The organism is Shinella sp. M27 (assembly GCF_049199905.1).
Lineage (GTDB): Bacteria > Pseudomonadota > Alphaproteobacteria > Rhizobiales > Rhizobiaceae > Shinella.
This window is the reverse complement of the sequence record NZ_JBLZPK010000024.1, coordinates 72,076-98,036: the sequence shown is the minus strand read 5'-3', so window position 1 is coordinate 98,036 and position 25,961 is coordinate 72,076. Positions and strand designations below refer to the sequence as shown.

The following is a 25,961-nucleotide window of genomic DNA, read 5'->3' as shown; positions in this document are numbered from 1 at the left end:
GGTCGAAGCCTGGAATCACGTCCAGCAAGCCCCTGTGCGCCCGAGAGAAGCCCTGCTGCCTTGTTGGAAGCAAAGGAGGGCACTTCCGCCCTCCCTCGCATGTCAGGCCTTCACCCGCGTGGCCGCGGGGTCGTAGAGCGGTTCGAGATGGATCTTCGCGGGCGTGCGTTCCATGGCGACGACGAGCTCGTAGTCGCCATCGCCTAGAAATGCGTCGTCGACGCCATCCGCGCGGCGCACATAGCCGTAGCCGACATTCCGGCCCAGCGTGTAGCCGTAGCCACCGCTGGTGAGGTAGCCGACGGGCTCGCCGTTGCGCAGGATCGTCTCGCGACCGACCAGCACGATGTCGGGATCATCCACCGTGAAACCCGCGAAAGCCTTCTTGCGCGGTTCACCCTGGGCGGCTTCAAGGGCACGGCGGCCGAGGAAGTCGGTGTTCTTGCGCAGCTTCACCGCCCAGCCGAGGCCTGCATCGAAGGGCGTGTCGTTCGGCGTGATATCCGAACCCCAGGCGCGATACCCCTTTTCGAGGCGCAACGATTCCAATGCGCGGTAGCCCACAGGGCGGATATCGTGCGGTGCGCCCACTGCCATCAGCGCATCGAAGACCGTTCCGATGGCCGTGATCGGCACATGCAGCTCCCAGCCGAGTTCGCCGACATAGGTGACGCGCAGCGCCCGGACGGTGTGGCCGGCAATCGTTATTTCCCGCACATGGCCGAAGGGGAAGGCGGCGTTGGAGACATCCGCATCGGTGACGGCGGCGAGCACGTCGCGTGCCTTAGGCCCCATCAGCGAGAGTGTGCCGAAATCCTCCGTGACATCGCGCAGGGTCACGTCGAGACCTTCGGGGATATGGTCCTCGATCCAGCCGAGATCGTGGGTGCGAAAACCGGTGCCCGTGACGATGTAGAATTTTTCCTCCGCAAGACGCGCCACCGTCAGGTCCGCCTCGATGCCGCCGCGGCTGTTGAGAAGCTGGGTATAGGTGAGCCGCCCCGCCGGCTTGCCGACATCGTTGGCGCAGATCCAGTCGAGCGCCTTCAGCGCATCCGGTCCCGTCATCTCGTATTTGGCGAAGGAGGACTGGTCGAAGATGCCGACGGCCTCGCGCACATGGCGGTGCTCGTCGCCGACGGCGGCAAACCAGTTCTGCCGGCCCATGGAATAGATATCCTTGGGCTCCACACCCTCAGGCGCGAACCAGTTCGGCCGCTCCCAGCCGAGCTTCGAGCCGAACACCGCACCATACGCCTTCAGGCGCTCATAGAGCGGCGAGACGACGCGCGGGCGGCCGCTTTCATATTCCTCGTGCGGGAAGCCGATCGTGTAGTGCTTGCCATAGGCCTCCAGCGTGCGGTCGAGCACCCATTGGCGATCCCGGTGCATGCCGGCGAAACGCCTGATGTCCACCACCCAGAGATCGAGCGGCGCTTCGCCATCGACGACCCACTGTGCCAGCACCCACCCTGCCCCGCCGCCGGAGGCGATGCCGAAGGCATTGAAGCCCGCGCCCACGAACATGTTCTTGCATTCCGGCGCAACGCCGAGAATGAAATTGCCGTCGGGCGTAAAACTCTCGGGACCGTTGATCATCTGCTTCACGCCGACCTTCTCCAGTGCCGGCACGCGGGCGATCGCCTCGACCATGTGCTGCTCGAAATGGTCGAAATCGTCGTCGAACAGGCGGAAGGCCCATTCGTCCGGCACGTCGCCGGTCGTCCAGGACTGCGGGTTCGGCTCGTAGCCGCCCATGACGAGGCCGCCGACCTCCTCCTTGAAATAGGTCCGGCGATCCGGGTCGCGGATCGTCGGCGCATCCGTCGAGAGGCCCGGCACCTTTTCCGTGATGATATACTGGTGCTTGACCGGCTGCAGCGGCACGTTGATGCCCGCCATCGCCCCCACCTGCCGCGCCCATTGGCCGGCGCAGTTGACGACCTTTTCGCAAGCGATATCGCCGAGCGTCGTGCGCACGCACCTGATGCGCCCGTCCTCCATGTCGAAGCCCGTGACGCGCACGTTCTCGACGATCCTGGCGCCATGCATGCGGGCGCCCTTGGCGAGCGACTGGGTGATGTCGGAGGGGCTTGCCTGCCCGTCCGTCGGCAGCCAGCTGGCACCGACGAGATCACCCACCTCCATCAGCGGCCACATCGCTTTCACCTCCTGCGGCGTCAGCAGGTGCATGTCCATGCCGAAGCTCTTGGCTGTCGTGGCGAGGCGGCGGAATTCGGTCCAACGGTCCTGGTTGGTGGCAAGGCGCAGGCAACCGCTCATCTTCCAGCCGGTGGCAAGGCCGGTCTCGGCCTCCAGGCCCTTGTAGAGATCGACGGAGTATTTTAGCACGCGAGTGATCGAGGCCGAGGAGCGCAGCTGGCCGACGAGGCCGGCGGCATGCCAGGTTGAGCCCGAGGTCAACGTGCTCTGCTCGAGGAGGACAACATCTGCCTTGTGGTCGCGCGCCAGGTGATAGGCCGTCGAGCAGCCGATGATGCCGCCGCCGATGACAACGATCTCGGCATGGGATGGCAGGGTCATGTCTTAGGTTTCCCGTATAAGGTTCTGTAGTGGTAGAGCGCCTTGTCGAGGCGGTCGAGATTATCAGCGGTGTAGCCGACATAGTCGGCGCCGGGCGCGGTGAGGTGCAGCTCGGAGACCATGCTCCACATCGCCTCGCGCAGCAGCGAGGCGCATTGCATGGCGGCGTGCGAGCGGCGGATCGCCGGGTCCGGCGCGCCGCCGAAATAGGCGTCGAGGAAATCCTCCGCCTCGTCGGGCGAAAGCCCGGCATTGGAGGTAGTGCCGGCGAGATCGAACATGGCGGTGGAGAAGCCGGCATATTCGAAGTCGATCAGCCAGAGTTTTTGGCCGTCATCGAGAATATTAGCCGGCAAAAGATCGTTGTGACCGAAGACGATGGGCAAGGCCGCTTGCGCCACCTCCAACTCATCGGCCAGTGCGATATAGGCGGGCAGATGCGGCACCATGCGGCCATTTCCGGCCTTCAGCGTGCGCGCATAGTCGCGCACCACGTGGAAGGGCCAGAACAGGAAGGCCGCGCCGCTGATTTCGGCCGGCATCTGTGTGTGAAAGCGGCGGAGGAGATCGGCGACGCGCCGGCGCTCGCCCGCCACATCCCCTGCCCCGAAGGTTTTCGCGCCGAGATAGGCCGAGACCATGATGCCGGGCTCCGCATAGCGCACCTCCGGCCCGAAGCCTGCTGCATGGGCCGCCCGTGCCGTCATCAGCTCGCGATCGCGGAAGACATGATGGAAGGGATAATCCTTGCCGAAACGCACGACATGGCGCCCCGCGCCGTCGCTGACGACATAGCTCTCGTTGCTGATGCCGCCCTTCAGCGGCGCAATCGTGATCCGGCCCTGCCAGCATGGCATCGCACGAATGCGATCTTCCACGGCGCGGCTGAGCTCGATGTGACCGTCCATCAACGCCCTCCCCCCAATGGTGTCACGGACTTCTGCCGCAAACCGTCCCGAAGCGCCGTTCCCTTTGGCCTTATTGGTCGCTTCGGTTGGCAATCTCATGCAGGATGAAACCGGGTGTCAATCCTGAAATGTGGCTTTTTCTGTTTTTGTGACTGCTTTTGCCGCTTTCTTGCCAGATCGCTCCGGTGCGATTATGAAAGGATAAACGTCTCCGCGGGCCAGAAGACATGAACCACTCCAAGCGCCACAACGATATCCTCCGCCTTCTCCAGCAGGACGGCACGGTGACGATCGCCGACCTCGCCAAAAAGCTCGACGTGTCCCTGGAAACCGTGCGGCGGGATATCAAGCCGCTGACGACCAACGGCGCTGTCGTGAAAATGCACGGTGCGGTCGCCTTGCCCTCCCTGCTCGGCGAGGCACCGTTCGAAAAGCGTATGCGCGAAAACAGCGATGCGAAGAAGGCGATCGCCATCGCGGTCGCCGCGACGATCCGCGATGGCGATTCGATCATGCTGGATACGGGAACGACGACAAGCTATCTCGCCCGCGAACTGCTCGGCCACAGGCGGCTGACGGTGGTGACCAATTCCTCGGATATCGCCCGCACGCTTTCGACCGTCAACGACAACCGCGTCTATATGGCAGGCGGCGAGCTGCGCAGCGACAACGGTGCGGCCTTCGGTATTTCGGCTATCGAGTTCATCAGCCATTTCACCGTCGGCCATGCCGTCATCTCGACGGGCGCGATCGATGCCACGATCGGCATCATGGACTACGATCTGGAAGAGGCCGAATTCGCCCGCGCCGTGGTGGCGCAGGGTCGCCGCGCCGTCGTCGTGACCGACCACACGAAGTTCGGCCGGCAGGGTCTGGTGCGCGTCTGCGACTTCTCCGCCCTTACCGACCTCTACACCGACAAGGCCCCGCCCCGCGATGTCGCGGCGGCGCTGAAGACGGCGGGCGTCACCGTCAACCTCGCCCGCTAAGTTGCCTGCAGTAAACTAAAAAACCCGGCGATTGATTCGCCGGGTTTCGTGTTGTTCAGGCTGTGCGCACGATCAGAACGACGTGCTTGCCTTGAGCATGAACGTGCGGCCTGCGCCGTAGCCGCAACTCGATTCACTCTGGCACGATGCGACATACCGCTTGTCGAACAGGTTGGAGGCATTGAGCGCAACAGACCAATTGTCCTTTTCATAGCGGATCGCCGCATCCACGAGCGTGGCGGCAGGCACCTTCAACGTATTGGCATCGTTTGCCCAGGACTTGCCGACATGGCGCACACCGGCCGCAACGCTCAGGCCGCTGAGCGCATCGCTCTGGAAGGCATAGTCGAGCCAGAAGGATGCGGTCAGGTCCGGAACCTGAACGGGCGTGTTACCCACCAGTTCCGGCCGAAGGTCCTTGACGACGTCCATGTCGATATAGGTAAAGGCGGCAATGGCCTTGAGACCCTCGGTTACATTCGCCTGCGCGGAGGCTTCAAAGCCACGCGCTTCCACTTCGCCGATCGCATAGTAGCGGCTCATACCGCCGACGAATTCGGACTTGACGACATTCTCCCGCGTTATGTCGAAATAGGCTGCAGTAATAAGGGCATCCATGAAGTCGGGCTGGTACTTTACGCCCGCTTCCCATTGTTTGCCCACATCCGGATCCGGCAGGCCATTCACCGGATCGACCGACGTCGCCGGATTGAAGGACGTCGAATAGCTGACGTAAGGCGTGAGACCGTTGTCAAATTCATAGGCGAGCGCCGCCCGCCATGTGAACTTGCTGTTGTCGGTGTCGGTAGAGCCGAGAGCCGCCGCTGTCCGATCGTCGATTTTCGTGGAGACGAAATCGTAGCGCCCGTTCAGCGTTGCAACCCAACCGCCGCCGAACTTGATCTGGTCCTGTGCATAAATGCCGAGCTGATCACGCTTGAATTCGTTATCCGCATAAGGATCGAAAAGGTCCGGCAGATCGACATTGCCGTAAACCGGATCTTGCGGATCAATGTCCAGATCGCCGGGAACAAAGCCCCCTGTCGCCTGAACCTGGTCGATATCGTAATGCCGGTAGTCCAGACCGACGAGCAGCGTGTGCTCGAGTCCACCGGTTGCAAATTTGCCCTCAAGCTGGTTGTCGACCGTCAGCAGCCCGACATCGGTATCGTGTGCAAAACGGTAGCGGGCGATCTTGGTCGGATCGGCGAACGATGCGCCATTGGCGTAAAGCGCATCCTCCTTCAGTGAGACATTCGCGTAGCGAACGTTCTGGCGAACCGTCCAGCTGTTGTCGAACGTGTGCTCGAACTCGTAGCCGATCATCGCCTGCTGGCGTTCATAGGTGTCGAAGTCCTCATCGCCATAGAAGAAATCCCGCGGGATCCGTCCGAAGTTCGGCGAGTCGGCGACTGTCCCGACATAGGGCAGGAAGCCTGTGCTGGTGTGCGTCAGGTCGATGTTCTGGTAGGAGCTCAGGATCGTCAGGCTGGTGGAATCGTCGGGGCTCCAGGTCAGGCTAGGGGCGATCGTGCCGCGGAAATCCTTCGCGTGGTCGGTTTCCCAGCCGCCGCCGGAAAGTTTTCCGGTAACCCGATAGCTCAAGATGTCGCTGCTGCCGAGCTTGTCGCTGAAGTCGAGGCCGAGATAACCGTTACCAAAACTGTTGATGCCGGTTTCAACATAACGAAGCGGCTCATCGGTCGGGCGCTTGCTGATCATGTTGACAAAGCCGCCCGGGTTCCCGCTGCCATAAAGCACGGAGCTCGGACCTTTGATCACCTCGATGCGCTCGAGGAAGAACGGATCGACGAGGAAGGTGCCGAAGCCCGTCTGGAAAAGCGAGAGACCATCGAGGAACACTCCCGTCTGCTCGGCCTGGAAGCCACGAATGAAGAACCAGTCCGTGTCGGCGTCCGTGCCGTAGGTCGACGTGGTGACACCTGCCACGTAGCGCAGAGCCTCATCGATCTTCTGTGGGCTCTGGTCGTCGATCTGTTCGCGGCCGACAACGGTCACAGATTGGGGAACTTCGTTGAGCGCTGTCGTCGATTTCGTGCCGCTCCGGGTCGATTTCGCGACGATGCCCTTGACCGGATCGGTACCCTTGGTGTCGCCCACCGCCTCCCCCTGCTCGACGCGAACCTCTTCAAGACGGGTCACGCCTGCCGCATCCTGCGCGTAAGAGGGCGACGACGCCAGCAAGGCGATAGCAGCCGTTCCGCAGGCCAGAGCCATTTTCAAAGCATGCGGATTGTTGATTTTCTTGATCATTACAGACACCCCACTCACGCCGTCCCCTCTCCGGGCCGGCCACGATAAGATGAGTGATTAACTCAGTTTTAACGATTGGGATTGTCCCATTCCGCGAAAATTGAACGTTTTTGGGCAATTTTCCCGGCAGCGAAGATTCGCCCACAGGCCGCTTCAGCCGACATTCGCTTTCTGCCAATGAGCGGGCGTCGTTCCGAAATTCTTGCGGAAGACACGGGTGAAATGCGCCTGATCAGCGAATCCGGCGTCGGCAGCGATTTCCGTCAGGGACTGTTCACCCTTCAGAATCAACTGTTTGGCGTGCCGGAGGCGCGCATTCACCTGCCATTGATGCGGCGCGACGCCGGTCGACGCCTTGAAGGCGTGACTGAAATGGGACTGCGAGAGACCAATCAGGCTGGCAATTTCTTCGAGCCGGATATTGCGCAAGCAGTTTTCTTCAATGAAGTCCGTCGCGCGACGCAGTTGCCAGCCGGCAAGTTTGCTGCGTTTACGGCCGGGTGCCTTGGCAAACTTCATGACGTCGATGATCAGCGCAAGGGACAGACCGTCGCCATAGAGATCATGCAAAGGCTGCGGGTTGGTGATCTCCGCGGCGATCAATTGCGCCAGGGACAGCACTTTCGCGTCGGCAAAGAACAGCTGCGGCGTCAGCAGGCGCTCGGAATCGAGATCCTCGGCGAGCCGCCGGCTGATGGTCTCGACGTCGAAATGCAGGTCGAGATGGCGCATGAAACGGTGGTCGGCGAGATCCGCCCAGAGCTCGAAATTGGCGGGGATATAGGAAATCGGGCGACTTGCCCAATCGCCAACGGTCTCAATGCCTCCCGGTGCCAGGCGGGTGCGGGAAGGGCCGGGACCGCGCTTGTCGAGCAGGACGAACAGGCGCGGGTCCTGACCGACATAATAGCCGCCGGCGCGCGGCGCGCATTCGACATCCCAGACGTCGGCGACGATGCCATTCCAGTGCCGCCGGTTGAGGCCGCCGACCACCGAAAAGCCCTCGATCCTGTTTTGCATGCGCGGCTGGAATGTCATCCCGAATGCTTATTCCTTCATTTTTTTGTCAAGTTTTATCCTGAAATTGCGTGCGGCGCAATATCACCGAAAATAAGAAGGGCGACCCATGGCCGCCCTTCTCACTTCTATCCGGATGCCCGAGCTCAGTCCTCCTCCTGGAACACCTCTTCACGCTTCTTTTTGACCGACGGCAGGAAGACGACGACAAGAACCGCAAGCGCAATCGCCAGCAGGATTGCACTGATGGGTCGTGTCACGAAGGTCGAGGGATCGCCCCGCGACAGGATCATGGCGCGCCGCAGGTTCTCCTCCAGCAGCGGCCCGAGCACGAAGCCGAGCAGCAGCGGCGCGGGTTCGCAACGCAGCTTGACCAGCAGGTAACCACCAAGGCCGAACAAGGCGACGGCATAGAGGTCATAAACATTCGAGTTCACGCTGTAGACGCCGATCGAGCAGAACGCCATGATGATCGGGAAGAGCACGTAGTAGGGCACCGTCAAGAGCTTCACCCAGAGGCCGATCAGCGGCAGGTTCAGCACCACAAGCATCAGATTGCCGATCCACATGGAGGCGATGATGCCCCAGAAAAGCGTCGGCTGCTCGGTGGCGACATTCGGCCCGGGCACGATCCCCTGGATGATCATCGCCCCGACCATCAGCGCCATGACGGGATTGGCCGGAATGCCCAACGTCAACAACGGGATGAATGAGGTCTGCGCTCCCGCATTGTTGGCCGATTCCGGCCCAGCCACGCCGGCGATGGCTCCATGGCCGAACTCCTCCGGATGATCGGACACCCGTTTTTCCACCGTATAGGAGGCAAAGGCGGCGAGGATGGCCCCTCCCCCCGGCAGGATGCCCAAGGCTGAGCCGATGACCGTGCCGCGTAGCACGGGCGCTGCCATACGTTTAAAGTCGTCCTTCGTCGGCCACAGGCCGGAAACCTTCGCCATCACCAGGGTTCGGGTCTTCTCGCCTTCCAGATTGCGCAGGATTTCCGCAATGCCGAAAACGCCCACCGCGACGGCAACGAAGTTGAGACCGTCGGCATATTCGCGGATGCCCAAAGTAAACCGCGGCGTGCCTGTATAGATATCCGTCCCCACGAGGCCGAGAAGCAGGCCGAGCGCCACCATGGCCAACGCCTTGACGATGGAGCCATGGGCCAGCGCAATGGAGGAAACCAGGCCGACAACCATCAGCGAGAAATACTCCGCCGCGCCGAATTTCAGCGCGATGGCCGTCAAGGGGATCGCGAAGATCGCCACGAGAAAGGTGGAGACCGTGCCTGCAAAGAACGAGCCGAGCGCCGCGATGGAGAGGGCCGCACCTGCCCTGCCTTTGCGCGCCATCTGGTATCCATCGATCGCCGTCACCGCAGACGAGGATTCGCCGGGCATGTTGATCAGGATGGCGGTGGTGGAGCCGCCATATTGCGCACCGTAGTAAATGCCGGCGAGCATGATCAGTGAGGATACCGGCTCTAGCTGGAAGGTGATCGGCAGGAGCATCGCGATCGTCGCCGTGGCGCCGATGCCGGGCAGCACGCCGATCAACGTGCCGAGAAGCACGCCGATGAGGCAGAAGGCGAGGTTCGCGGGCGACGCGGCCGTGGAAAAGCCAAGTGCGAGATTGCTGATAAGATCCATGGTGTGCCCTCCTAGAGCCGGGTCCAAGGGCCAAACCGCTCGAACGGCAGACCGAGGGCATAGCTGAACACCGCGACGGAAAAGAGCGTGATGGCCGCCGCCAAAACCACCGCCATGCCGGGCTTCATCCGGCTGGAGGCGAAGGCCGCGATGAGCGCTGCGAAGAACAGCGACGGTACAAAGCCGAGACCGCGCACCGTCAGCCCGAAAAAGACGGGTGCCGGCAGAATGAACAGCATGCCGCGCAATGCAATCGGCCCGATCGGCTCGCCTTGAACACGGGTTGCCTGCACGAGAACGATTGCACCCAAAAGCGTGAGGATAGCTGCCAGGAAAAGCGGGAAATAGCCCGGCCCCATGCGGAATGCCGTGCCGAGTTCCAGGTTAAGGCATTGATAAATAAAGAAGCATCCGAGAGCGATAAAGGTCAGGCCGCATATCGCATTGGTGGTGTCGAACTGCAGGTTTTTCATGGAATCCCCTTCTCCCGGCGTTCCCGGAAGCGCGCACAACGGATGGAAAGTGACAGCGTTGACTGCCGTCACTTTCCATCATTCAGTGGGTTTGATCAGTCGGCGTACTGGCCAGCGGCCTCGATCACCGGCTTCCACCGGGCGATTTCGCTCTCGAGCTTTGCCTTCAACCCAGCCGGTGTCGCGTCGGCGTCAGAGGAGGGGGCAGTGCCCAATTCGGCGAAGCGGGCGATAACGTTGGGGTCCTTCAGCGCCAACTGCAGCGACTTCGAGAGCCGCTCCGTCACCTCGGTCGAGGTGCCCTTCGGTGCATAGATGCCATGCCAGATGCCGACCTGGAAACCGGGGAGCCCACCTTCTTCGGCCGTGGGTATATCGGGCAGGTTGCCCAGCCGGGCGGGGGACGTCACGGCATAGGCCTTGATCGTCCCGCCCTGGATCTGCTTCGTCGTGTTGGTCGTCTGGTCGCACATAACATCGACCTGGCCGCCCAAAAGGTCGGTCATGGCAGGGCCGGTGCCCTTGTAGGGGACGGTGGTAAACTGCGTCTGGAGCGCGCTCATCAGCATCATGCCGCAGAGATGCGACGCCGCACCGATGCCGGCATTGGCCACTGTTACGGTGTCCTTGTTCGCCTTCATATAGTCGATCAGGCCCTTGAGATCGCCAGGCTCCAGATCTTTGCGGGCGACGATCGTCATCGGCACCTCGGTGACAAGGCCAACATATTCGAAAGCGTTGAGGGTGTCATAGGCGAGCTTGCGATACAGTGTGGCACTGGTTGCCATGCCGATATGGTGCAGCAGTAGGGTGTAGCCGTCGGGATCAGCGCTCGCAACACGGCCAGCACCGAGCGTACCGCCCGCGCCACCGACATTCTCCACCACGATCTGCTGGCCAAGATCCTTCGACATGGCCTCCGCGACAAGACGCGTGACCGTATCGGTGGGACCGCCGGCAGAGAAGGGAACGACCATGGTGATCGTGCGTTCCGGATAGGTCTGGCCGAGAGCCGACGTTGCGAGCAGGGTGGCGACAACAGCGGCGGAAACGCCAAACAGGGATTTCAAGGTCTTCATCAAATCCTCCCGAGATGAAACGACCAGCCGGTGCAGCTCCTCCCGCACCGTTTCTGGTTGTCGCCAGAGTGAATGATGACGTCGACGGGACAAGCCGATTGACCTAATGACCCGCTGTTTACGGCAGTAAACCCGATTTGAGTGGGTACCTTAGGGGACAAAGAGTCCACTCGATGGGTGGAAATCCACCCATTCAGGATCAGGCGTGGTCTTAAGAGGTATCGAAATGGGCATATTTGTCGAGCCCGTATTTCTGCATCTTCTCGTAAAGCGTTTTACGGGAAACCCCGAGTTGCTCGTAAACCGGCTTCAGACTACCGCCATGGGCAGCAAGTGCGCTGGCAATCAGTCCGCGCTCATAGGACGCCACCCGATCCGCAAGACGTTGCGGCCCGATTTCAGGCGTGCCGTCTTCCGGGTTGGGGGACAGGCCAAGTACCAGTCGGTCGGCGGCGTTGCGAAGCTCGCGGACATTGCCGAGCCAGCTACGCGTGGCAATATCCGTTATCAATTCCGGCGGCACGTCGATGTCATTGCGGCTATATCGCGCCGCGGCCTCACGTACCAATTGGAGGAAGAGAAGGGGGATATCGGCTTGACGTTGCGCAAGCGAAGGCACACGGAGCGTCGCGACATTCAGCCTATAGAAGAGATCCGCGCGGAAACGGCCGGTCGCAACCTCGGCTTCGAGATCGACTTTGCTTGTCGCAATGAAGCGCACATCGAGCGGGATCTGCTCGTTAGAACCGAGCCGCGTGATGACGCGTTCCTGCAGGACACGAAGGAATTTCGCTTGTAAATCAAAGGGCATAGAGCCTATCTCATCAAGCAGGATCGTGCCTCCACGGCCGTGTTCGAACTTGCCGTAGCGCGGCCGAAGCGCACCGGGAAAGGCGCCAGGCTCGTGGCCGAACAGCTCGCTTTCGATGAGATTCTCGGGGAGGGCGGCGCAATTGATCGCGATGAACGGTCGGTTTGCCCGGCTGCTGACATCATGCAAGGCTCGGGCCACGACCTCCTTGCCGACGCCCGTCTCGCCGATGATGAGTGTATCCGCATCCGTTGCGCCGATGGCTCGCAGTCTGTAGCGCAGGTCCACCATAACCTGGGTCCGTCCGGGTAGCCGCGCTTCGATGTCATCGCGCTTTCCGGCGACGGCACGCAGGCGGCGGTTCTCCAGCACAAGGCTGCGCCGGTCCATCGCGCGGCGAATGACGGCCGCCAGATGCTGCGCCGCAAACGGCTTTTCGATGAAATCGTAGACACCGGCGCGCATGGCGCTGACCGCGAGCTGCACATCCGCATGCCCCGTCACCAGGATCACCGGCACTTCGGGATCGACTTCGCGAATCCGCTGGAGCAGCGTCATGCCATCCATGCCCGGCATGCGTATGTCGCTGACCACGACACCGTCGAATGCATAGCCGACAAGCTCCAGCACCGGTTCGGCGCTCGAAAATGTCTCGACCGTGAGATCGACGAGTTCCAGGGCTTGCGCGGAGGAGCGGCGCATCTCCTCCTCGTCATCGATCAGAAGAACACGCGGTTCCGTCATTCCGCCGCCTCACGCGCAGCGTTCGCCGGGTCGAGCACCAGCTGGAACACCGCCCCACCATCGACATGGTTCGTCACCGATAGGTCTCCACCGAAGTCTTTGATAATATTGTAAGAAATGGAGAGGCCCAGGCCAAGTCCCTTGCCGACGCCCTTGGTGGTGAAGAAAGGATCGAAGATGCGCTCGGCGATCGCTGCGGGTACACCCGGTCCATGATCGCGTAGCGTAATGACAATGCGCCCGCCCGCTCGGCCAGCCGAAAGCAGAATTTTCCTGTTGTCCAGGCCTTCGACCGCATCCGCCGCATTGCCGATGATATTGACCAAGACCTGCTGCAAGCGCACCGGCCCGGCCTGAACAGCCAGACCGTCTTCCTCAAGCTGAGGCACCAGCTCCGCGTCCGCCGCCCTGAGCCGCGGCGCGACGATTTCAAGCGTGTCGGCGATCACACTCGAAAGGAGAACCGGGCCGAGTTTTTCATTCGGCTTGCGCGCGAAGTTGCGTAAGTGACGACTTATAGAAGCCATGCGATCGATAAGGCTTGAAATGCGACGGACATTGTCCTGCGCTTCGGGCATACGGCCGCGCTCCATCAGCAAGGCAGCGCTATCGGCATAGGTTTTTGCGGCGGCGAGCGGCTGGTTGAATTCATGCGATAGCGCTGCCGACATCTGGCCGAGGCCGGCCAATTTCCCGGCCTGAATGAGATCGGCCTGCGTCTTGCGCAATTCCTGTTCGGTTAATCGGCGCTCAGAAACCTCCAGCTCGATCTGCTCATTCACGCGGGCAAGATCGGCGGTGCGTTCTTCGACGCGCCGCTCCAGTTCGTTTTGGGTTTCCTCCTGCAAACGCAAGCGCTCCACCACCCGACTTCGGCGCTGCCAGAGAACGGCGCCGCCCAAACCGGTAAGACAGATGAAGAGCAAGATCGCGATCAGCGTCGTGCGGGCCTGCGCGCGCACCGATGCCGTATCAAACAGAACATTGACCGTCCAATCCGCCTCCGGCATGTATTGGGAAAGGCGAAGATATTCACGGCTTGCTCCACTCGACATGATGCTCATCAGATGTTGACCGTGGTAAACCGTCTCGTTCTGGGGGAGGGGGCGCAACTCGGCATCGGCATAACGCCGCGAGGCCTGCGTGCGCGCAAGTCGCGCCGCATCCAGTGGTAGAATTCCGGTATAGAGCCATTCCGGGCTCCCCGACATGAAAATGATACCCTCGGGATCCGCAACGAAGATCTTGTATTCTCCGCCGCGCCACGACGTCTCGATGGAATCGATATCCACCTTGAAAACGATGACCCCCAGGATTTTGCCGGCGACCTCCACGGGCGAGGAAAAGTAGTAGCCGCGTTTCAGCGAGGTCGTTCCAAGCGCATAGAACCGCGCTCGCTGTCCCTTGATCGCATCCTGGAAATAGGGGCGATAGTGAAAATTCTGCCCGACGAAAGTCGCGGGCATTTCGTAGTTGCTGGCGGCAATCGTATTGCCATCAGGCGTCATGACATAAATGTCGGAGGATTCCAGAAGCCCGTTGATTTCCTTGAGATAGCTGCTGGCCGCACGGCGAAGAGAGGGATCATCCGGTTTCTGCAGGAGCGCCTCGATATCGTCGTGATCGGCGATCAGCGCGGGGAGAGGTTCGTATCGGCTGAGATGGCCGGCAAGTGCCGCCACCGCAAGACGCAAAGCCGAACTGGCTTGCGACGATGCCTCATCCATATAGCTGCGCGTCATCAACGTTCCGCCTTGCAGGACCGCAAGGACGATAACGATCGGCAAGATCGCAAACGCCAGGGCGTAACGCACCTTCACGAAATGGGGGCTCCTCTCCTCCATCACCCGAAAAACCGGGCCGCCTATCCTACGCAGCCCATTGCTTCTTTCCTAGGGGGAGGGGAGGGGATCAATCCGGCAGCCGGCTATGTCCAAGTTCCACGCCGAGGAAGGTGGCGATGCCATCGACCACGATGGCGTGATCGGTCCGTTGCGGCACACCAGAAACCGTGACCGCGCCGACGCATCCAAGCTCGGCGACAAAAAGCGGAAAACTGCCGCCGTGCACCGAAAAATCCGCGTGCGGGAGATTGTGCGCTTCCACTTGCTCGCGGCCGGAAAGCGCCAAGCGCCGTCCGACGAGATAGGAGGAGTGCCAAAGCCGCAGCACCGTGTTGCGCTTGCGCCGGATCCATTCAACATTGTCCGTAGACGTACCGGGCAGGGCGCAATGGAAGAGAACCCGGTCGCGAAGCGAAATGTCGATCGCGACGCCGGCGCCAATGGCAAGTGCTGTTTCGCGGACCCGGTTTCCAAGTGCCCAGGCATCGTCCGGGCTGAACTTGGCAAAACGCAGAAGCCGCTCCTGCTCTTCAAGCCGGCGGATGTCGTCTGCAATCATGTCCGTCATTTTTTCCTCCCTGCGGAAATAGGTCTCTGTTCTTAGCGGGACAAAAGGTCGAGGGGAAGAGCGGCGGCCTATAGCTTACAGTCTCTTGACGGAGATCAAGGTTGCGCTCAAGGAGGAGACGTAGAGAAGGGGCGGAATGAGCGAACCTTCCATGGGACCGATATGCCGGACAGCTTCTTTCTCTTCGCCATCCTCGCTTTGCTCCTGACCCCGGGTCCGACCAACACTCTGCTGACGGTCGGGGCAGCGTCGCGCGGTTTTCGCAAGAGCCTTCCATTGCTGTTGGGCGAGCTGTGCGGTTATCTCACCGTCGTCATACCTTTGGCGACGGTTGCGGCAGCACTTCTTGATGGCCGCCCGACATTATCGGTAGCCCTGCGTGTCGTTGCAGCTTGCTGGGTTCTCTTCCTCGCCATCCGGCTTTGGCTCGTCTCGTCGAAACCGGCAGGGGAGGGGCATGCGAAAGCGGTGACAGTTGCTCAGGTGTTTCTGACCACCATGCTCAATCCGAAGGCCCCGATCATCGGGCTCGTCATCATGCCGCATGGACCGCTCATGGACATCGCGCCGGCTCTCGGACTTTTCAGCCTGCTTGTTGCCGGCGCCGGAACCTGCTTCCTGTTGCTCGGCAGCTTTGTCGGCCAGGCCCCGGTTTTGTCGCCGCGCCTGGTCTACCGGATTGCCGCGATATTCCTCGTCGTCTTTTCGCTCGGCCTCGTGAGCAGCGCAACCGGTCTCATTTGATCCCCGATATCAGGCCTCTTCCGCATGGTGCATGCGGAAAAGCTCCTGCTGTACCTCATCCTGAAAGGCAAAAACCGCGGCGCGGGCATTATCCTCGCTCGATCCAAGCTTCTGCATTTCCTCCGCCAGTTCGCGGCAGACCTTCCGCCAATAGAGTCGCGCATCCTCGCCTTGCAAACCATCGAGTTCGCCGGCGCAGCGACGGATTTGCGCCGTGCGGCGTTCGGCGGGGAAGGGCACAACCGGTCCTGTTTCAGTGGCAACAGAACGACGGCGCATCTGCGCGGAGGCATAAGGGGGCATTGATTCGGGCTTCCTTGTCTTGCCCCCCATGATTACGGATCGCATGGTTAACGTCCGGTTTCCAAAGCCGAATTCACTGTCCCGATTTGTCGTCATCCCGCCCGTTTGGCCGGCTCGCCATTCGCACGGGCCAGCGCCATAAGCATCGGGCCGAGTGTGAATTCGCCGCGTTCCGCGCGCCGGGTAAGGTCGCGCAGGTAACCGCCGGCCGAGTTGATATGTCCGGACCGCTCCAGAATGCAGGCAATGACCGTCGCCGCGTTTTCCGGTCCGAGTACCGCGCAGGCGTTTTCATAGGCCGATGGGCTGATCGCCAGCATCGAGCGCACCACCACCGCCGCCGTCATCAGATCACGCCACCCCGAAATCGTGCCGCCCGGCCCAAACGGAACAATTTCGGGGCAAGCTTGCAGGACGAGGGGGAGGGGATAGGGTTTGTGAGGTTCCGGGCCGGCACCCAATGGACGCTGCGGCGAATTAACTCTGTCATGGTTGAGTGGATTGTCCGCTGTGGCAGGATTTCTGGGTTTAGCTGCCACAGTCCTATCAGCCGCTGCCAGCGTGTCCGGCTGGAATTCGGCGTGGCCGCCCTGCTTCGTTTCGAAGCGAGGTTCAAGATCAGATTTAGAGTCGGGTTTTGAATTCTGTTTGTGCCGCTCAGTTTGGTCGGGATAGCCAGCCGAATTATGTAGAATAACCTGATATTCCATGCACTTGAGTATCTCCGAGCGCAAAGCTTCGAGTGCGGAAAGGATGGGGGCGAGGATTTCAGGCGTTGCAATGCGCGGCAAACCCAGGATTTGCACGCGATATTCCGCTTCGAACCGCATCCAGTCACCAGCCAGATCGTCCTCCAGGGCCGTTTCGATCAGCTTGACGATATCGCGGCGAACCAGCGTGATGCGCTCTCGAAGCCGCTGCAAAAGCAGCCGTTCGGCCGTTACGGCCGCGGCAAGCTGCTCGATCTCCCCTGCCCTCGCGAGGAGGGGGGCAAGGGAAAAGCCGAACGCCTCGCCGATCTCCCCTTCCCTATCGCGGCGAACGTACCGTTTCCCGTTAGGACTATCCCGCCGCATCAGAAGCCCCGCATCGACGAGCGCGGCGAGATGCCGGCGCAGCGTGGTTTCCGCCATGCCGTGCGTGCGCAGCGAGAGCTGCATGTTGGAGGGGAAGACGACCATGCTGTCGCCGGCCGCAAGCTCCGTCTTCGGATAGAAGCTCATCAGCGCATTCAGCACCGACAGCGCACGATCGCTAATACGCAGCTTCGGCCGCGCTTCGCAGAGCCAGCGGTAGAGTTTCCACTTGTCAATACTTGCTTCCGGCGGGATCGTTTTGACGATCGCCTGGCTTGCCAACATGCCAAGCGTCATCGCCCGCTGCCCGAAGGGCGTCGCTATGCCGTCCGTTTCCATGTCTCTTCACCCTCAAAAAGGCAAAAGAGACCCCTTCATCGAAAACCGATGCCAAAAACGCTTGACTGTGATTCGGGGAAGTGCGACTCTCAGGCTGCTAAACGATGAGAAGGGCTTCCGCGACGGTAACGTTGAGGGGGCCTTTTTCTTTTGCGGATCAATCTCCCGATTTCTGTTTCTTTTCAGCCCTATACGCCTCGTAGAGACGATCCAGGTTCTGCGTGATATAGGCCCCGAAGGCTGCAGCTTCTGCGGCTTTCAGGGAAATCGTGTATTGCCGCCCCTGGGCCTTGATGTTGGCGCGCACGGAACCGTCCTTGCGCTCCCACGCGGCAGGGACAGGCTTGGCGGCATGCGCCGGAGCATCCGATTTCGCGAGATGTCCGCTGAGCAGATTGAAGCGTTCCTCCGGAGAGCGAATCTTGATCCGCTCGCGGCCGAGAAACTCGACGGCCCTGTCCTCATTGGACGGCTCGTCAAAGCGGGTCGCAAGCTCATGCCAGCGGTCGCGGCCGATGGCGAGCGCCGGGCCGATGCCCGTCCGCACGGCCTTCGGAATCCTGTTCACAACCGACAACATTTTTGAAACTGTCGTCTTGTCGATACTCAACGCCGACATAATGGTCTCACGGTCAAAACCACGGCTTTCCAATTCGCCTGCGAAGGTCGCGCGCTCCAGGAACGACAGGTCGGCGCGCGCACTGTTCTCTTGACCCTGGGCGATAACGTGATCGCGGTCGGTCAGCGCCTTGACGACCGCCCGGACAGGCCGGCCGAGCAGGCGCGCCGCTTTGGCACGGCGGTGGCCGAAGGCGATCTGGTAGATCCCGTCCTTGGTCGGATGCGGACGCACGAGGATCGGCGAATCCTGGCCGCGCACGCGCATGGCATCCACCAGTTCCTGAAACTGCTGGTCGGAATGGGCCAGACGATCCGAAACGAAGGAATCCTCGATCTGATCCGGTTCAAGCTCGATGACGACCTCACCAGCGTTCAGCTTCGCCTCGATCTCCTTGGCCGCATCGGCTTTCGCTGCCAGCGCATCGATGCTGCGCGTCACGGCGCCAAGCGCACCAATGCCCTTGTAGGTGACGTGCTGGCGCTGCTCCTCTGCCGCCGGGTTTACGGGCGTCAACTTGTCATTGGCAGGGGCCATCAGATTGGAAAGAACGTTCTTGCGCGCCATATCAACGCCCCCATGCCTTATGGATAAGTTCGACGAGTTCCGTGTTGACCGCTTCCATGGATTCGAACGCGCGATCATAGGTCGCGCGCGTGAACTGGCTGCGATCGACCTCGTAAAGCGTCTGGTTGGTCAGCGCCGCATCGGCGATCGCGACGCTACGCACCATCGGACTGGTCAGCACATGCTGCTTGAACATCGAACGCATGAAGGCGACCATCTGGGTCTGCGGCCCATCGGCGGGGTCATAGCGGGTAACAAGGTAGCGCAGCCAGTCGAGGTTCATATTGCCGCCGGCGCTCTTCAGCGTGTTCAGCACTTCGCCGAGCATCTGCAGGAACTGGCACATGGACATGACGTCGAGCATCTGCGGATGCACCGTGATCAGGACCGCCGTCGCGCCGCAGATCGCGCTCATCGTCAGGAAGCCGAGCTGCGGCGGGCAGTCGATGACGACAACATCATAGTCGTCGGCGACGGAAGACAGCGCCTCGTCGAGGCGGGCAAAGAAGATGCGGCCGTAGTCACCACGATTGCCCTGCGCCAGGACGCGCGGCGTGTCGTGCTCGAACTCCATGAGCTCGAGATTGCCCGGCACGATATCGAGACCGGGGAAATTCGTCTTGCGGATGATTTCCTTTAACGGCCGGCGCTGGTCGTCGTAGCGGATGGCCGCATACAGCGTCTCGTTCTCGTTGACATCGAATTCCGGCTGAAAACCGTGGATCGCCGAAAGGCTCGCCTGCGGATCGAGATCAACGGCGAGAACCCGATGGCCGGTCAGCGCCAGATGCTGCGCCAGATGCGCCGTCGTCGTCGTCTTGCCGGAGCCGCCCTTGAAGTTCACGACCGCGATGACCTGCAGATGCTCGCTGCCGCGCCGGCGCGGGACATAACGCTGGCCGCGGCTGTTCTGCTCCAGATATTGGCGCATCTCCTGAAGCTGGTCGGCGGAATAAGACCGGCGACCGGACGGGGTCACCTGGGGAAGGGGGCCTTTGGATTCCAGCGAAAGATTGCGCAGATAGCCGCTGGTGACGCCAAGGAAATGCGCGGCCTCGCTCAGCTGAAACTGGCGCAGGGTCTTCTGCGCAACGGGCGGAAACATCTCCAGCCGATGCTGCTTCAGCTTGTCCGACAGCTCGTGCGCCTGACCGATGATCAGTTGATCGACCTCGGAAATTGCCTGCCCGAACGTTGCAGCCATATTCATGTCGCTAATCTCAAAATGCGTTTCAAAGCCTATTTGGCGATTTAAACCGCATCTAGAACCGATTCGGAAGAGAGGGCAAGGCCAACGAGCCGAATGCGGGACACAAGAAAGCTTTGGCGCTTCAATAATTTGCCGCCCAGCGTATTGACCATTTCCCGCCCATCGGCGTCCAGCGATTCGTTCGGCAAAATGCGGGAAGAACCTGCATGCCCACCGATTTCATCTCATGATTCGCGATAGCCTCGCCGGCGGCGGCGCTTGATCTGCCGTTCCAGCATGCTCTCCGCCTCCGCCATGCTGGCATGGAATGTCGCCGCCTGCCGGCCAAGCGTACCGATCCTGCCCCAATGCCGAAACACCGCCACGTCGCCGAAGAGCGTCGGCTCGAGCGAGAGCATATAGAAGCGCGCCATGTTGCTGGAGGCATCGATACGGCGGAAATGCCGGATCGGGGGGAGGGAAGGAGGTGTGTTCGACATGCCGACGATTCTGGCGAAGCGCGGAATCGGCGTCCAACGAGAGTTTTGAATCAATCCGGCCGGATCGATTCAAAACCGTGATGCATGCTCAATCCTGCGGTCCTTTGCGCCCGGCAACGGGTGGCAGTTTCGCCTCGATTGCGGCCAGAACGGCCTCCAGCTGCTTCAGGCCGGTCGCGCCCAGAAGCTGCGAAAGCTCGCGTTCGTAATCGCGGGCAAGCGTAATCATCTCGCCATAGATACGCCTCCCGGCCATTGTCAGTTCCAGATGCTCCATGCGCCGGTCGTCGGCATCCTCGCTGCGTTTCAGCCAGCGCTTTTCCTCCAGCGCCCGAACGGCGCGCGACACCTTCGTCTTATGCATGCTGGAATTGCCGCCGATCTCGGTGGCCGTCATGCGGCCATAGGTGCCGAGGGCTGCCAGTGCCCGCCATTCCGGCCGCGTCATGCGGTAGCGCGCGCGGTATTGTGCGGCGAAACGCTGGCTCACCCGCTCGGCCGCCTGGTTGAGGCGATAGGGCAAAAAGGTTTCGAGATTGAAGTCCATTGACGGCGCCTTGATGGTTACAAAATGGACAGTTACATCTGTAACCATCTAAGCCTGCTTGAAGAGGAGGGCAAGCCATGTCCGAGAGCACCAACAGACTGAAATACATGCCGGGCTTCGGCAACGACTTCGAGACGGAATCCCTGCCGGGCGCCCTGCCGCAGGGGCAGAACAGCCCGCAGAAATGCAATTACGGCCTCTATGCCGAACAGCTCTCCGGCTCGCCCTTCACTGCGCCGCGCGGCACCAACGAGCGCTCCTGGCTCTACCGTATCCGCCCCAGCGTGCGACACACCCGCCGCTTCTCCAACACCAGCTATCCGCACTGGAAGAGCGCGCCCTGTCTCGACGATCATTCCCTGCCACTGGGCCAGCTGCGCTGGAACCCGCTGCCGACACCGTCGGAGACCCAGAATTTCCTTGAAGGCATCCGCACCATGACGACGGCGGGCGACGTGTTGACCCAGGTCGGCATGGCCGCCCATGCCTATACGTTCAACGCCGATATGGTGGACGACTATTTCTTCAATGCCGATGGCGAGCTGCTGGTCGTGCCGCAGCTCGGTGCCGTCAGGATTTTTACCGAAATGGGCATCATGGATGTCGAGCCGCTGGAAATCGTCCTCATTCCGCGCGGCATGATGTTCAAGGTCTCCCGCCTCGGCGAGGGCGATACCTGGCGCGGCTATATCTGCGAGAACTACGGCGCGAAATTCACCCTGCCGGATCGCGGCCCCATCGGCGCCAATTGCCTTGCCAACCCGCGGGATTTCAAGACGCCGGTCGCCGCCTACGAGGACAAGGAAACGCCGTGCCGGGTGCATGTCAAATGGTGCGGCAAATTCTTTGTCACCGAGATCGGCCATTCGCCGCTCGACGTCGTCGCCTGGCATGGCAACTACACGCCGTTCAAATACGATCTTCGCACCTATTCCCCCGTCGGTGCGATCCTGTTCGACCATCCGGATCCGTCGATCTTCACCGTCCTGACGGCGCCGACCGAGGAGGCAGGCACGGCCAATATCGATTTCGTCATTTTCCCGCCGCGCTGGATGGTGGCCGAACATACGTTCCGCCCGCCGTGGTACCACCGCAATATCATGAGCGAATTCATGGGGTTGATCCACGGCCAGTACGACGCCAAGGAGGAAGGCTTCGTGCCCGGCGGCATGAGCCTGCACAACATGATGCTGCCGCACGGACCTGACGCGACGGGCTTCGAAAAGGCCTCGAACACCGAGCTGAAGCCGGTGAAGCTCGACCACACCATGGCCTTCATGTTCGAGACCCGCTATCCGCAGCAGCTCACCAGGTTCGCCGCGGAGCTGGAGACGCTGCAGGACAACTATCTCGAATGCTGGGATGGGCTGGAGCGCAAGTTCGACGGCACGCCGGGCATCAAATGATCTCAGCCGCCCTGCCAGGTCTTCACCGCTTCCAGCGGCCAGACAAGCATCAGGATATTGAGCGTCAGGCCGTCGCGGATGAGATAGGTGGTCGTGGCCTCGAAGACGATGACGATCGCCACACTTGCCCAGACCGGCAGGCGCGACGCCAGGAAGAAGCCGACGACCATGGCGAGGATGTCGGCGCTGGAATTGATCACGCTGTCGCCGAAATAATCGAGCGAGATCGTCGATTCCCGGTAACGATTGATGATCATGTCGGTGTTTTCGAGGATTTCCCAGGCGCATTCGAGGATCAGGGACAGCACAAGGCGGACATTGACGCTGGCCTTGCGCAGGATCAGCGTGAAGAGGCCGAAGAACAGGATGCCGTGAATGATGTGGCTCGGCGTGTACCAATCGCTGAGATGCTGCGAGTTTTCCGAAGAAATAACGACGCCATGCCAGAGTTTGACATATCCGCACTTGCAGATGAGCGGCTGACCCATCGTATAAAGGATGGTGGCCGTCGTCGCGACGAAGACGGCGACGATCAGCAGGGAGGTTTGGACCGAGCGGTTCACGCGGAATTCCTTGAAGAATGCGATGCGCCGTGGGAGCGGCGCACGAGGGTGGAGACAGGCAACCGGAAGATGACACCATCTGGCGGCTGCAAACAAGATCGGGAGAGACGTGCATGAAACTTGCGACGCTGAAGAATTCCACCCGTGACGGCCGGCTGGTCGTCGTTTCGCGTGACCTGACGCGCTGCTCGGAGGTCGGGCATATCGCCCGCACCCTGCAGAATGCCCTTGATGACTGGGACCATGTCGCACCACGCCTTGAGCGCGTGGCGGAAGGGCTCGAAACCGGCGCGCAGCCGACCGCACGCTTCCATGAACATGACGCCGCCTCTCCCTTGCCGCGCGCCTATGCCTGGGCGGACGGCTCGGCCTATGTCAACCATGTCGAACTGGTGCGCAAGGCCCGCAATGCCGACATGCCCGAAAGCTTCTGGACCGATCCCCTGATGTATCAGGGCGGCTCCGACAGTTTTTTGGGACCGCGTGACCCGATCCTCGCGGCGGATGAAGCCTGGGGCATCGACATGGAAGCGGAGATCGCTGTCATTGTCGGCGATGTGCCGATGGGGGCGAGCGTCGAGGAAGCACGCGACGCCATCAAGCTCGTCATGCTGGTCAACGACGTCTCGCTGCGTGGCCTCATCCCCGCAGAACTCGCCAAAGGCTTTGGCTTCTTCCAGTCAAAGCCGTCATCGGCCTTCTCGCCGGTCGCCGTTTCGCCCGATGAACTGGGCGACGCCTGGAAGGACGGCAAACTCCACCTGCCGCTCCTCGTCTCGCTCAACGGCAAGGCCTTAGGCAAAGCCGATGCCGGCGTCGACATGACCTTCGATTTCGGCCAGCTTGTCGCCCATGCGGCAAAGACCCGGCCGCTCGTCGCCGGTACGATCATCGGCTCCGGTACAGTCTCCAATAAGCTCGACGGCGGCCCCGGCAAACCCGTCTCCGAAGGCGGCGCCGGCTATTCCTGCATCGCCGAGATCCGCACCATCGAGACGATTACGACGGGCGCGCCCAAGACGCCCTTCATGAAATTCGGCGACACCGTGCGCATCGAGATGAAGGACAAGACGGGCCATTCGATCTTCGGAGCGATCGAGCAGACGGTCAAGAAATACGAAAAGGACTGATCGGGTGAGCGACGACATCGTGCTTTTCGATTACTGGCGCTCGTCCGCCAGCTACCGCGTGCGCATCGCGCTCGCGAGCCTGGGGCTAACCTATGTCAGGCAGTCCGTCGACCTGCTCGCCGGCGCCCAGCGCTCTGAAGAGCACCGCGCCCGCAATCCGCAGGGGCTCGTTCCGGCGCTGCTGATCGATGGGCACATGTTGACGCAATCGCTCTCGATCATCGAGTATCTCACGGAAACGCGCCCTGAGGCGCGTTTCCTCCCCATGGATCCGCTCGCACGGCAGCGCGTGCGCACACTCTCCTATGCCATCGCCATGGAAATCCACGCCGTCTGCAATACCGGCGTCATCGGCCATGTCCTTGATATCACCGGGGGTGGGGACGAGGTCCGCAGCGCCTGGATGAAGAAATTCATCGGCGAAGGCCTCGCCGCCGTCGAAGTCCTGCTGGACGACCCCGCCACCGGCATCTTCTGCCACGGCGACACACCGACCATGGCCGATTTCTGCCTCGTCCCGCAGGTTTATAACGCCAACCGCTGGGGCGTTGACATCTCCAGCCTCAAGCAGGTACGGCGCATCGCGGAAACCTGCAACGCCCTTCCGGCGTTCAAGGCCGCGCATCCGGATGCGGTGAAGGGCTTTTAGCGCTTCACTCTGGTGACAGGGCCATATGCTGAAAAGGATCGCCCCGCGCAAGGCGGGGCGATCTGGTCGTTCGGTTGTCAGGCGACGTCGCCCATGCAGACGTATTTCAGCTCCAGATAGTCGTCCGCGCCGTGGGCGGAGCCTTCGCGGCCGAGGCCGGACTGCTTGATGCCGCCGAAGGGGGCGGCTTCGGAGGAGATGAGGCCGGTGTTGACGCCGACCATGCCGTATTCCAGGGCTTCCGCGACCTTCCAGACCTTCTTGAGATCCGTGGCGAAGAAGTAGGCGGCGAGGCCGAATTCGGTGTCGTTCGCCTGCTCGATGACATCCTCGACCGTGTCGAAGCGGAAGAGCGGTGCGACCGGGCCGAAAGTTTCCTCCTTTGCGACTGTCATGCCGCGCACGACGCCCTTGAGGACCGTCGGCTCGAAGAAGGTGCCGTTGCCCGTAATGCGCTTGCCGCCGGCAACGACGGTTGCGCCCTTGGAAACGGCGTCGGCGATATGGGCCTCGACCTTGTCGATGGCGGCTTCTTCGATCAGCGGACCGATCGTCACGCCCTTGTCGAAGCCGTTGCCGACATTCAGTTCGGCGACCTTCTTGGCCAGCTTTTCGGCAAAGGCGTCATAAACGTTCGACTGGACATAGATGCGGTTGGCGCAGACGCAGGTCTGGCCTGCATTGCGGTACTTCGAGGCCATGGCGCCTTCGACGGCCGCGTCGAGATTGGCGTCGTCGAAGACGATGAAGGGTGCGTTGCCGCCAAGCTCCAGGCTGACCTTCTTGATCTGGTCGGAACACTGGCGCATCAGAATGCGGCCGACTTCCGTCGAGCCCGTGAACGAGATTTTCCGGACCTTCGGGTTGAAGCAAAGCTCCTTGCCGATCGCCGGGCCATCCGTGCCGAGGATGACGTTGAAGACACCCGAGGGGATGCCGGCCTTTTCCGCAAGCACGGCAAGCGCGATCGCCGAAAGCGGCGTCTGCTCGGCGGGCTTGGAAACGACCGTGCAGCCGACGGCGAGCGCCGGCGCGATCTTGCGGGCGATCATCGCGGCCGGGAAATTCCACGGCGTGATCGTGCCGACGACACCGACCGGCTGCTTGATGACCAGCATGCGCTTGTCGACGGACGGGGCAGGGATCGTCTCGCCGTTGATGCGCTTGGCTTCTTCCGCATACCACTCGACATAGGAGGCGGCGTAGAGGATTTCCCCCTTGGCTTCCGCCAGCGGCTTGCCCATTTCGGCGGTCAGGATGGCGGCGAGTTCATCGGCATTGGCGATGATCAGGTCGAACCACTTGCGCAGGAGAACGCTGCGGTCCTTGGCCGGGCGGGCAGCCCAGACAGCCTGCGCCTTATAGGCGGCATCGATTGCGGCTGCGGTCTCGGTCGCGCCCATTTCTGGAAGCGTCGCGAGCTTTT

General features: G+C 61.4%; 23 protein-coding genes. 5 read left to right on the top strand and 18 right to left on the bottom strand.

Annotated elements, in window-relative coordinates:
• Positions 1-102: 102 nt before the first annotated feature.
• The gene (locus tag ACOZK4_RS09390; RefSeq protein WP_421591661.1) at positions 103-2,544 is read right to left on the bottom strand and encodes a GcvT family protein; all 2,442 of its coding nucleotides are present in this window, start codon (positions 2,542-2,544) and stop codon (positions 103-105) included.
• The gene (locus ACOZK4_RS09385; RefSeq protein WP_421591660.1) at positions 2,541-3,452 is read right to left on the bottom strand and encodes a phosphotransferase; all 912 of its coding nucleotides are present in this window, start codon (positions 3,450-3,452) and stop codon (positions 2,541-2,543) included. Before ACOZK4_RS09385 ends, ACOZK4_RS09390 begins: the two co-directional genes overlap by 4 nt.
• A 227-nt stretch (positions 3,453-3,679) precedes the next feature.
• Here ACOZK4_RS09385 and ACOZK4_RS09380 point away from each other — a divergent pair, with 227 nt between their 5' ends.
• Entirely contained in the window at positions 3,680-4,441 is a 762-nt protein-coding gene (locus ACOZK4_RS09380) for a DeoR/GlpR family DNA-binding transcription regulator (RefSeq protein ID WP_313523255.1), read from the top strand.
• Positions 4,442-4,513: 72 nt separating this feature from the next.
• Here the strand turns inward: ACOZK4_RS09380 and ACOZK4_RS09375 are convergent, their stop codons facing one another.
• The 8 genes from ACOZK4_RS09375 to ACOZK4_RS09340 form a co-directional block, all read right to left on the bottom strand.
• Positions 4,514-6,715: a TonB-dependent siderophore receptor gene (locus tag ACOZK4_RS09375; protein WP_421591659.1), complete on the bottom strand. Its 2,202-nt coding sequence runs from the start codon at positions 6,713-6,715 to the stop codon at positions 4,514-4,516.
• 153 nt (positions 6,716-6,868) lie between these two features.
• The gene (locus tag ACOZK4_RS09370) at positions 6,869-7,753 is read right to left on the bottom strand and encodes a helix-turn-helix domain-containing protein (RefSeq protein ID WP_421591658.1); all 885 of its coding nucleotides are present in this window, start codon (positions 7,751-7,753) and stop codon (positions 6,869-6,871) included.
• A gap of 125 nt (positions 7,754-7,878) precedes the next feature.
• On the bottom strand, positions 7,879-9,384 hold the full coding sequence (locus tag ACOZK4_RS09365) for a tripartite tricarboxylate transporter permease (RefSeq protein ID WP_421591657.1): 1,506 nt from the start codon (positions 9,382-9,384) through the stop codon (positions 7,879-7,881).
• A gap of 11 nt (positions 9,385-9,395) precedes the next feature.
• Positions 9,396-9,857: a tripartite tricarboxylate transporter TctB family protein gene (locus tag ACOZK4_RS09360; RefSeq protein ID WP_421591656.1), complete on the bottom strand. Its 462-nt coding sequence runs from the start codon at positions 9,855-9,857 to the stop codon at positions 9,396-9,398.
• Between the two features lie 95 nt (positions 9,858-9,952).
• Entirely contained in the window at positions 9,953-10,936 is a 984-nt protein-coding gene (locus ACOZK4_RS09355; RefSeq protein WP_421591655.1) for a tripartite tricarboxylate transporter substrate-binding protein, read from the bottom strand.
• A 211-nt stretch (positions 10,937-11,147) separates the two neighbouring features.
• Positions 11,148-12,491, bottom strand: a complete 1,344-nt coding sequence (locus ACOZK4_RS09350) for a sigma-54-dependent transcriptional regulator (protein WP_421591654.1) — start codon at positions 12,489-12,491, stop codon at positions 11,148-11,150.
• Positions 12,488-14,311: a sensor histidine kinase gene (locus ACOZK4_RS09345; RefSeq protein ID WP_421591653.1), complete on the bottom strand. Its 1,824-nt coding sequence runs from the start codon at positions 14,309-14,311 to the stop codon at positions 12,488-12,490. Before ACOZK4_RS09345 ends, ACOZK4_RS09350 begins: the two co-directional genes overlap by 4 nt.
• 91 nt (positions 14,312-14,402) lie before the next feature.
• Positions 14,403-14,903, bottom strand: coding sequence for a heme-degrading domain-containing protein (locus tag ACOZK4_RS09340; RefSeq protein ID WP_421591652.1), 501 nt, complete (start codon positions 14,901-14,903; stop codon positions 14,403-14,405).
• 162 nt (positions 14,904-15,065) lie between these two features.
• Here ACOZK4_RS09340 and ACOZK4_RS09335 point away from each other — a divergent pair, with 162 nt between their 5' ends.
• Entirely contained in the window at positions 15,066-15,647 is a 582-nt protein-coding gene (locus ACOZK4_RS09335) for a LysE family translocator (RefSeq protein WP_421591651.1), read from the top strand.
• A gap of 9 nt (positions 15,648-15,656) precedes the next feature.
• Here the strand turns inward: ACOZK4_RS09335 and ACOZK4_RS09330 are convergent, their stop codons facing one another.
• From ACOZK4_RS09330 to ACOZK4_RS09305, 6 genes are all read right to left on the bottom strand, one after another.
• Positions 15,657-15,980, bottom strand: a complete 324-nt coding sequence (locus ACOZK4_RS09330) for a DUF6074 family protein (RefSeq protein ID WP_421591650.1) — start codon at positions 15,978-15,980, stop codon at positions 15,657-15,659.
• A gap of 62 nt (positions 15,981-16,042) precedes the next feature.
• The gene (repC, locus tag ACOZK4_RS09325; protein ID WP_421591649.1) at positions 16,043-17,365 is read right to left on the bottom strand and encodes a plasmid replication protein RepC; all 1,323 of its coding nucleotides are present in this window, start codon (positions 17,363-17,365) and stop codon (positions 16,043-16,045) included.
• A gap of 157 nt (positions 17,366-17,522) precedes the next feature.
• Complete coding sequence (gene repB / locus ACOZK4_RS09320) at positions 17,523-18,551, bottom strand: plasmid partitioning protein RepB (protein ID WP_421591648.1); 1,029 nt, start codon at positions 18,549-18,551, stop codon at positions 17,523-17,525.
• Position 18,552: 1 nt separating this feature from the next.
• A complete protein-coding gene (gene repA, locus ACOZK4_RS09315) occupies positions 18,553-19,755 on the bottom strand; it encodes a plasmid partitioning protein RepA (RefSeq protein ID WP_421591647.1) in 1,203 nt (400 codons plus the stop codon).
• 230 nt (positions 19,756-19,985) lie between these two features.
• A complete protein-coding gene (locus ACOZK4_RS09310) occupies positions 19,986-20,240 on the bottom strand; it encodes a WGR domain-containing protein (protein ID WP_421591646.1) in 255 nt (84 codons plus the stop codon).
• Positions 20,241-20,328: 88 nt separating this feature from the next.
• The gene (locus tag ACOZK4_RS09305) at positions 20,329-20,787 is read right to left on the bottom strand and encodes a MarR family winged helix-turn-helix transcriptional regulator (protein WP_421591645.1); all 459 of its coding nucleotides are present in this window, start codon (positions 20,785-20,787) and stop codon (positions 20,329-20,331) included.
• A gap of 77 nt (positions 20,788-20,864) precedes the next feature.
• Here ACOZK4_RS09305 and hmgA point away from each other — a divergent pair, with 77 nt between their 5' ends.
• Positions 20,865-22,193, top strand: coding sequence for a homogentisate 1,2-dioxygenase (hmgA, locus tag ACOZK4_RS09300; protein WP_421591644.1), 1,329 nt, complete (start codon positions 20,865-20,867; stop codon positions 22,191-22,193).
• Positions 22,194-22,195: 2 nt separating this feature from the next.
• Here hmgA and ACOZK4_RS09295 read toward each other — a convergent pair whose 3' ends face one another.
• On the bottom strand, positions 22,196-22,780 hold the full coding sequence (locus tag ACOZK4_RS09295; RefSeq protein ID WP_409530331.1) for a DUF2585 domain-containing protein: 585 nt from the start codon (positions 22,778-22,780) through the stop codon (positions 22,196-22,198).
• An 89-nt stretch (positions 22,781-22,869) separates the two neighbouring features.
• Between ACOZK4_RS09295 and ACOZK4_RS09290 the strand changes: the two genes are divergently transcribed.
• Positions 22,870-23,886, top strand: coding sequence for a fumarylacetoacetate hydrolase family protein (locus tag ACOZK4_RS09290; protein ID WP_421591643.1), 1,017 nt, complete (start codon positions 22,870-22,872; stop codon positions 23,884-23,886).
• A gap of 4 nt (positions 23,887-23,890) precedes the next feature.
• Positions 23,891-24,535: a maleylacetoacetate isomerase gene (gene maiA / locus ACOZK4_RS09285; RefSeq protein WP_421591642.1), complete on the top strand. Its 645-nt coding sequence runs from the start codon at positions 23,891-23,893 to the stop codon at positions 24,533-24,535.
• Between the two features lie 77 nt (positions 24,536-24,612).
• Here maiA and ACOZK4_RS09280 read toward each other — a convergent pair.
• Positions 24,613-25,961, bottom strand: a 1,349-nt coding sequence (locus ACOZK4_RS09280; RefSeq protein ID WP_421591641.1) for an NAD-dependent succinate-semialdehyde dehydrogenase, incomplete at its 5' end; no start/stop codon positions are given.

What these genes read in the sequence shown, in the direction of transcription:
- ACOZK4_RS09340 (WP_421591652.1), bottom strand. Translation starts at nt 14,903, where the DNA reads ATGACGGACATGATTGCAGACGACATCCGCCGGCTTGAAGAGCAGGAG.
- repB (WP_421591648.1), bottom strand. Translation starts at nt 18,551, where the DNA reads ATGGCGCGCAAGAACGTTCTTTCCAATCTGATGGCCCCTGCCAATGAC.
- ACOZK4_RS09360 (WP_421591656.1), bottom strand. Translation starts at nt 9,857, where the DNA reads ATGAAAAACCTGCAGTTCGACACCACCAATGCGATATGCGGCCTGACC.
- ACOZK4_RS09355 (WP_421591655.1), bottom strand. Translation starts at nt 10,936, where the DNA reads ATGAAGACCTTGAAATCCCTGTTTGGCGTTTCCGCCGCTGTTGTCGCC.
- repC (WP_421591649.1), bottom strand. Translation starts at nt 17,365, where the DNA reads ATGGAAACGGACGGCATAGCGACGCCCTTCGGGCAGCGGGCGATGACG.
- ACOZK4_RS09310 (WP_421591646.1), bottom strand. Translation starts at nt 20,240, where the DNA reads ATGTCGAACACACCTCCTTCCCTCCCCCCGATCCGGCATTTCCGCCGT.
- ACOZK4_RS09380 (WP_313523255.1), top strand. Translation starts at nt 3,680, where the DNA reads ATGAACCACTCCAAGCGCCACAACGATATCCTCCGCCTTCTCCAGCAG.
- ACOZK4_RS09385 (WP_421591660.1), bottom strand. Translation starts at nt 3,452, where the DNA reads ATGGACGGTCACATCGAGCTCAGCCGCGCCGTGGAAGATCGCATTCGT.
- hmgA (WP_421591644.1), top strand. Translation starts at nt 20,865, where the DNA reads ATGTCCGAGAGCACCAACAGACTGAAATACATGCCGGGCTTCGGCAAC.
- ACOZK4_RS09290 (WP_421591643.1), top strand. Translation starts at nt 22,870, where the DNA reads ATGAAACTTGCGACGCTGAAGAATTCCACCCGTGACGGCCGGCTGGTC.
- ACOZK4_RS09390 (WP_421591661.1), bottom strand. Translation starts at nt 2,544, where the DNA reads ATGACCCTGCCATCCCATGCCGAGATCGTTGTCATCGGCGGCGGCATC.
- ACOZK4_RS09305 (WP_421591645.1), bottom strand. Translation starts at nt 20,787, where the DNA reads ATGGACTTCAATCTCGAAACCTTTTTGCCCTATCGCCTCAACCAGGCG.
- ACOZK4_RS09370 (WP_421591658.1), bottom strand. Translation starts at nt 7,753, where the DNA reads ATGACATTCCAGCCGCGCATGCAAAACAGGATCGAGGGCTTTTCGGTG.
- ACOZK4_RS09365 (WP_421591657.1), bottom strand. Translation starts at nt 9,384, where the DNA reads ATGGATCTTATCAGCAATCTCGCACTTGGCTTTTCCACGGCCGCGTCG.
- ACOZK4_RS09375 (WP_421591659.1), bottom strand. Translation starts at nt 6,715, where the DNA reads ATGATCAAGAAAATCAACAATCCGCATGCTTTGAAAATGGCTCTGGCC.
- ACOZK4_RS09330 (WP_421591650.1), bottom strand. Translation starts at nt 15,980, where the DNA reads ATGGGGGGCAAGACAAGGAAGCCCGAATCAATGCCCCCTTATGCCTCC.
- ACOZK4_RS09335 (WP_421591651.1), top strand. Translation starts at nt 15,066, where the DNA reads ATGCCGGACAGCTTCTTTCTCTTCGCCATCCTCGCTTTGCTCCTGACC.
- ACOZK4_RS09350 (WP_421591654.1), bottom strand. Translation starts at nt 12,491, where the DNA reads ATGACGGAACCGCGTGTTCTTCTGATCGATGACGAGGAGGAGATGCGC.
- repA (WP_421591647.1), bottom strand. Translation starts at nt 19,755, where the DNA reads ATGGCTGCAACGTTCGGGCAGGCAATTTCCGAGGTCGATCAACTGATC.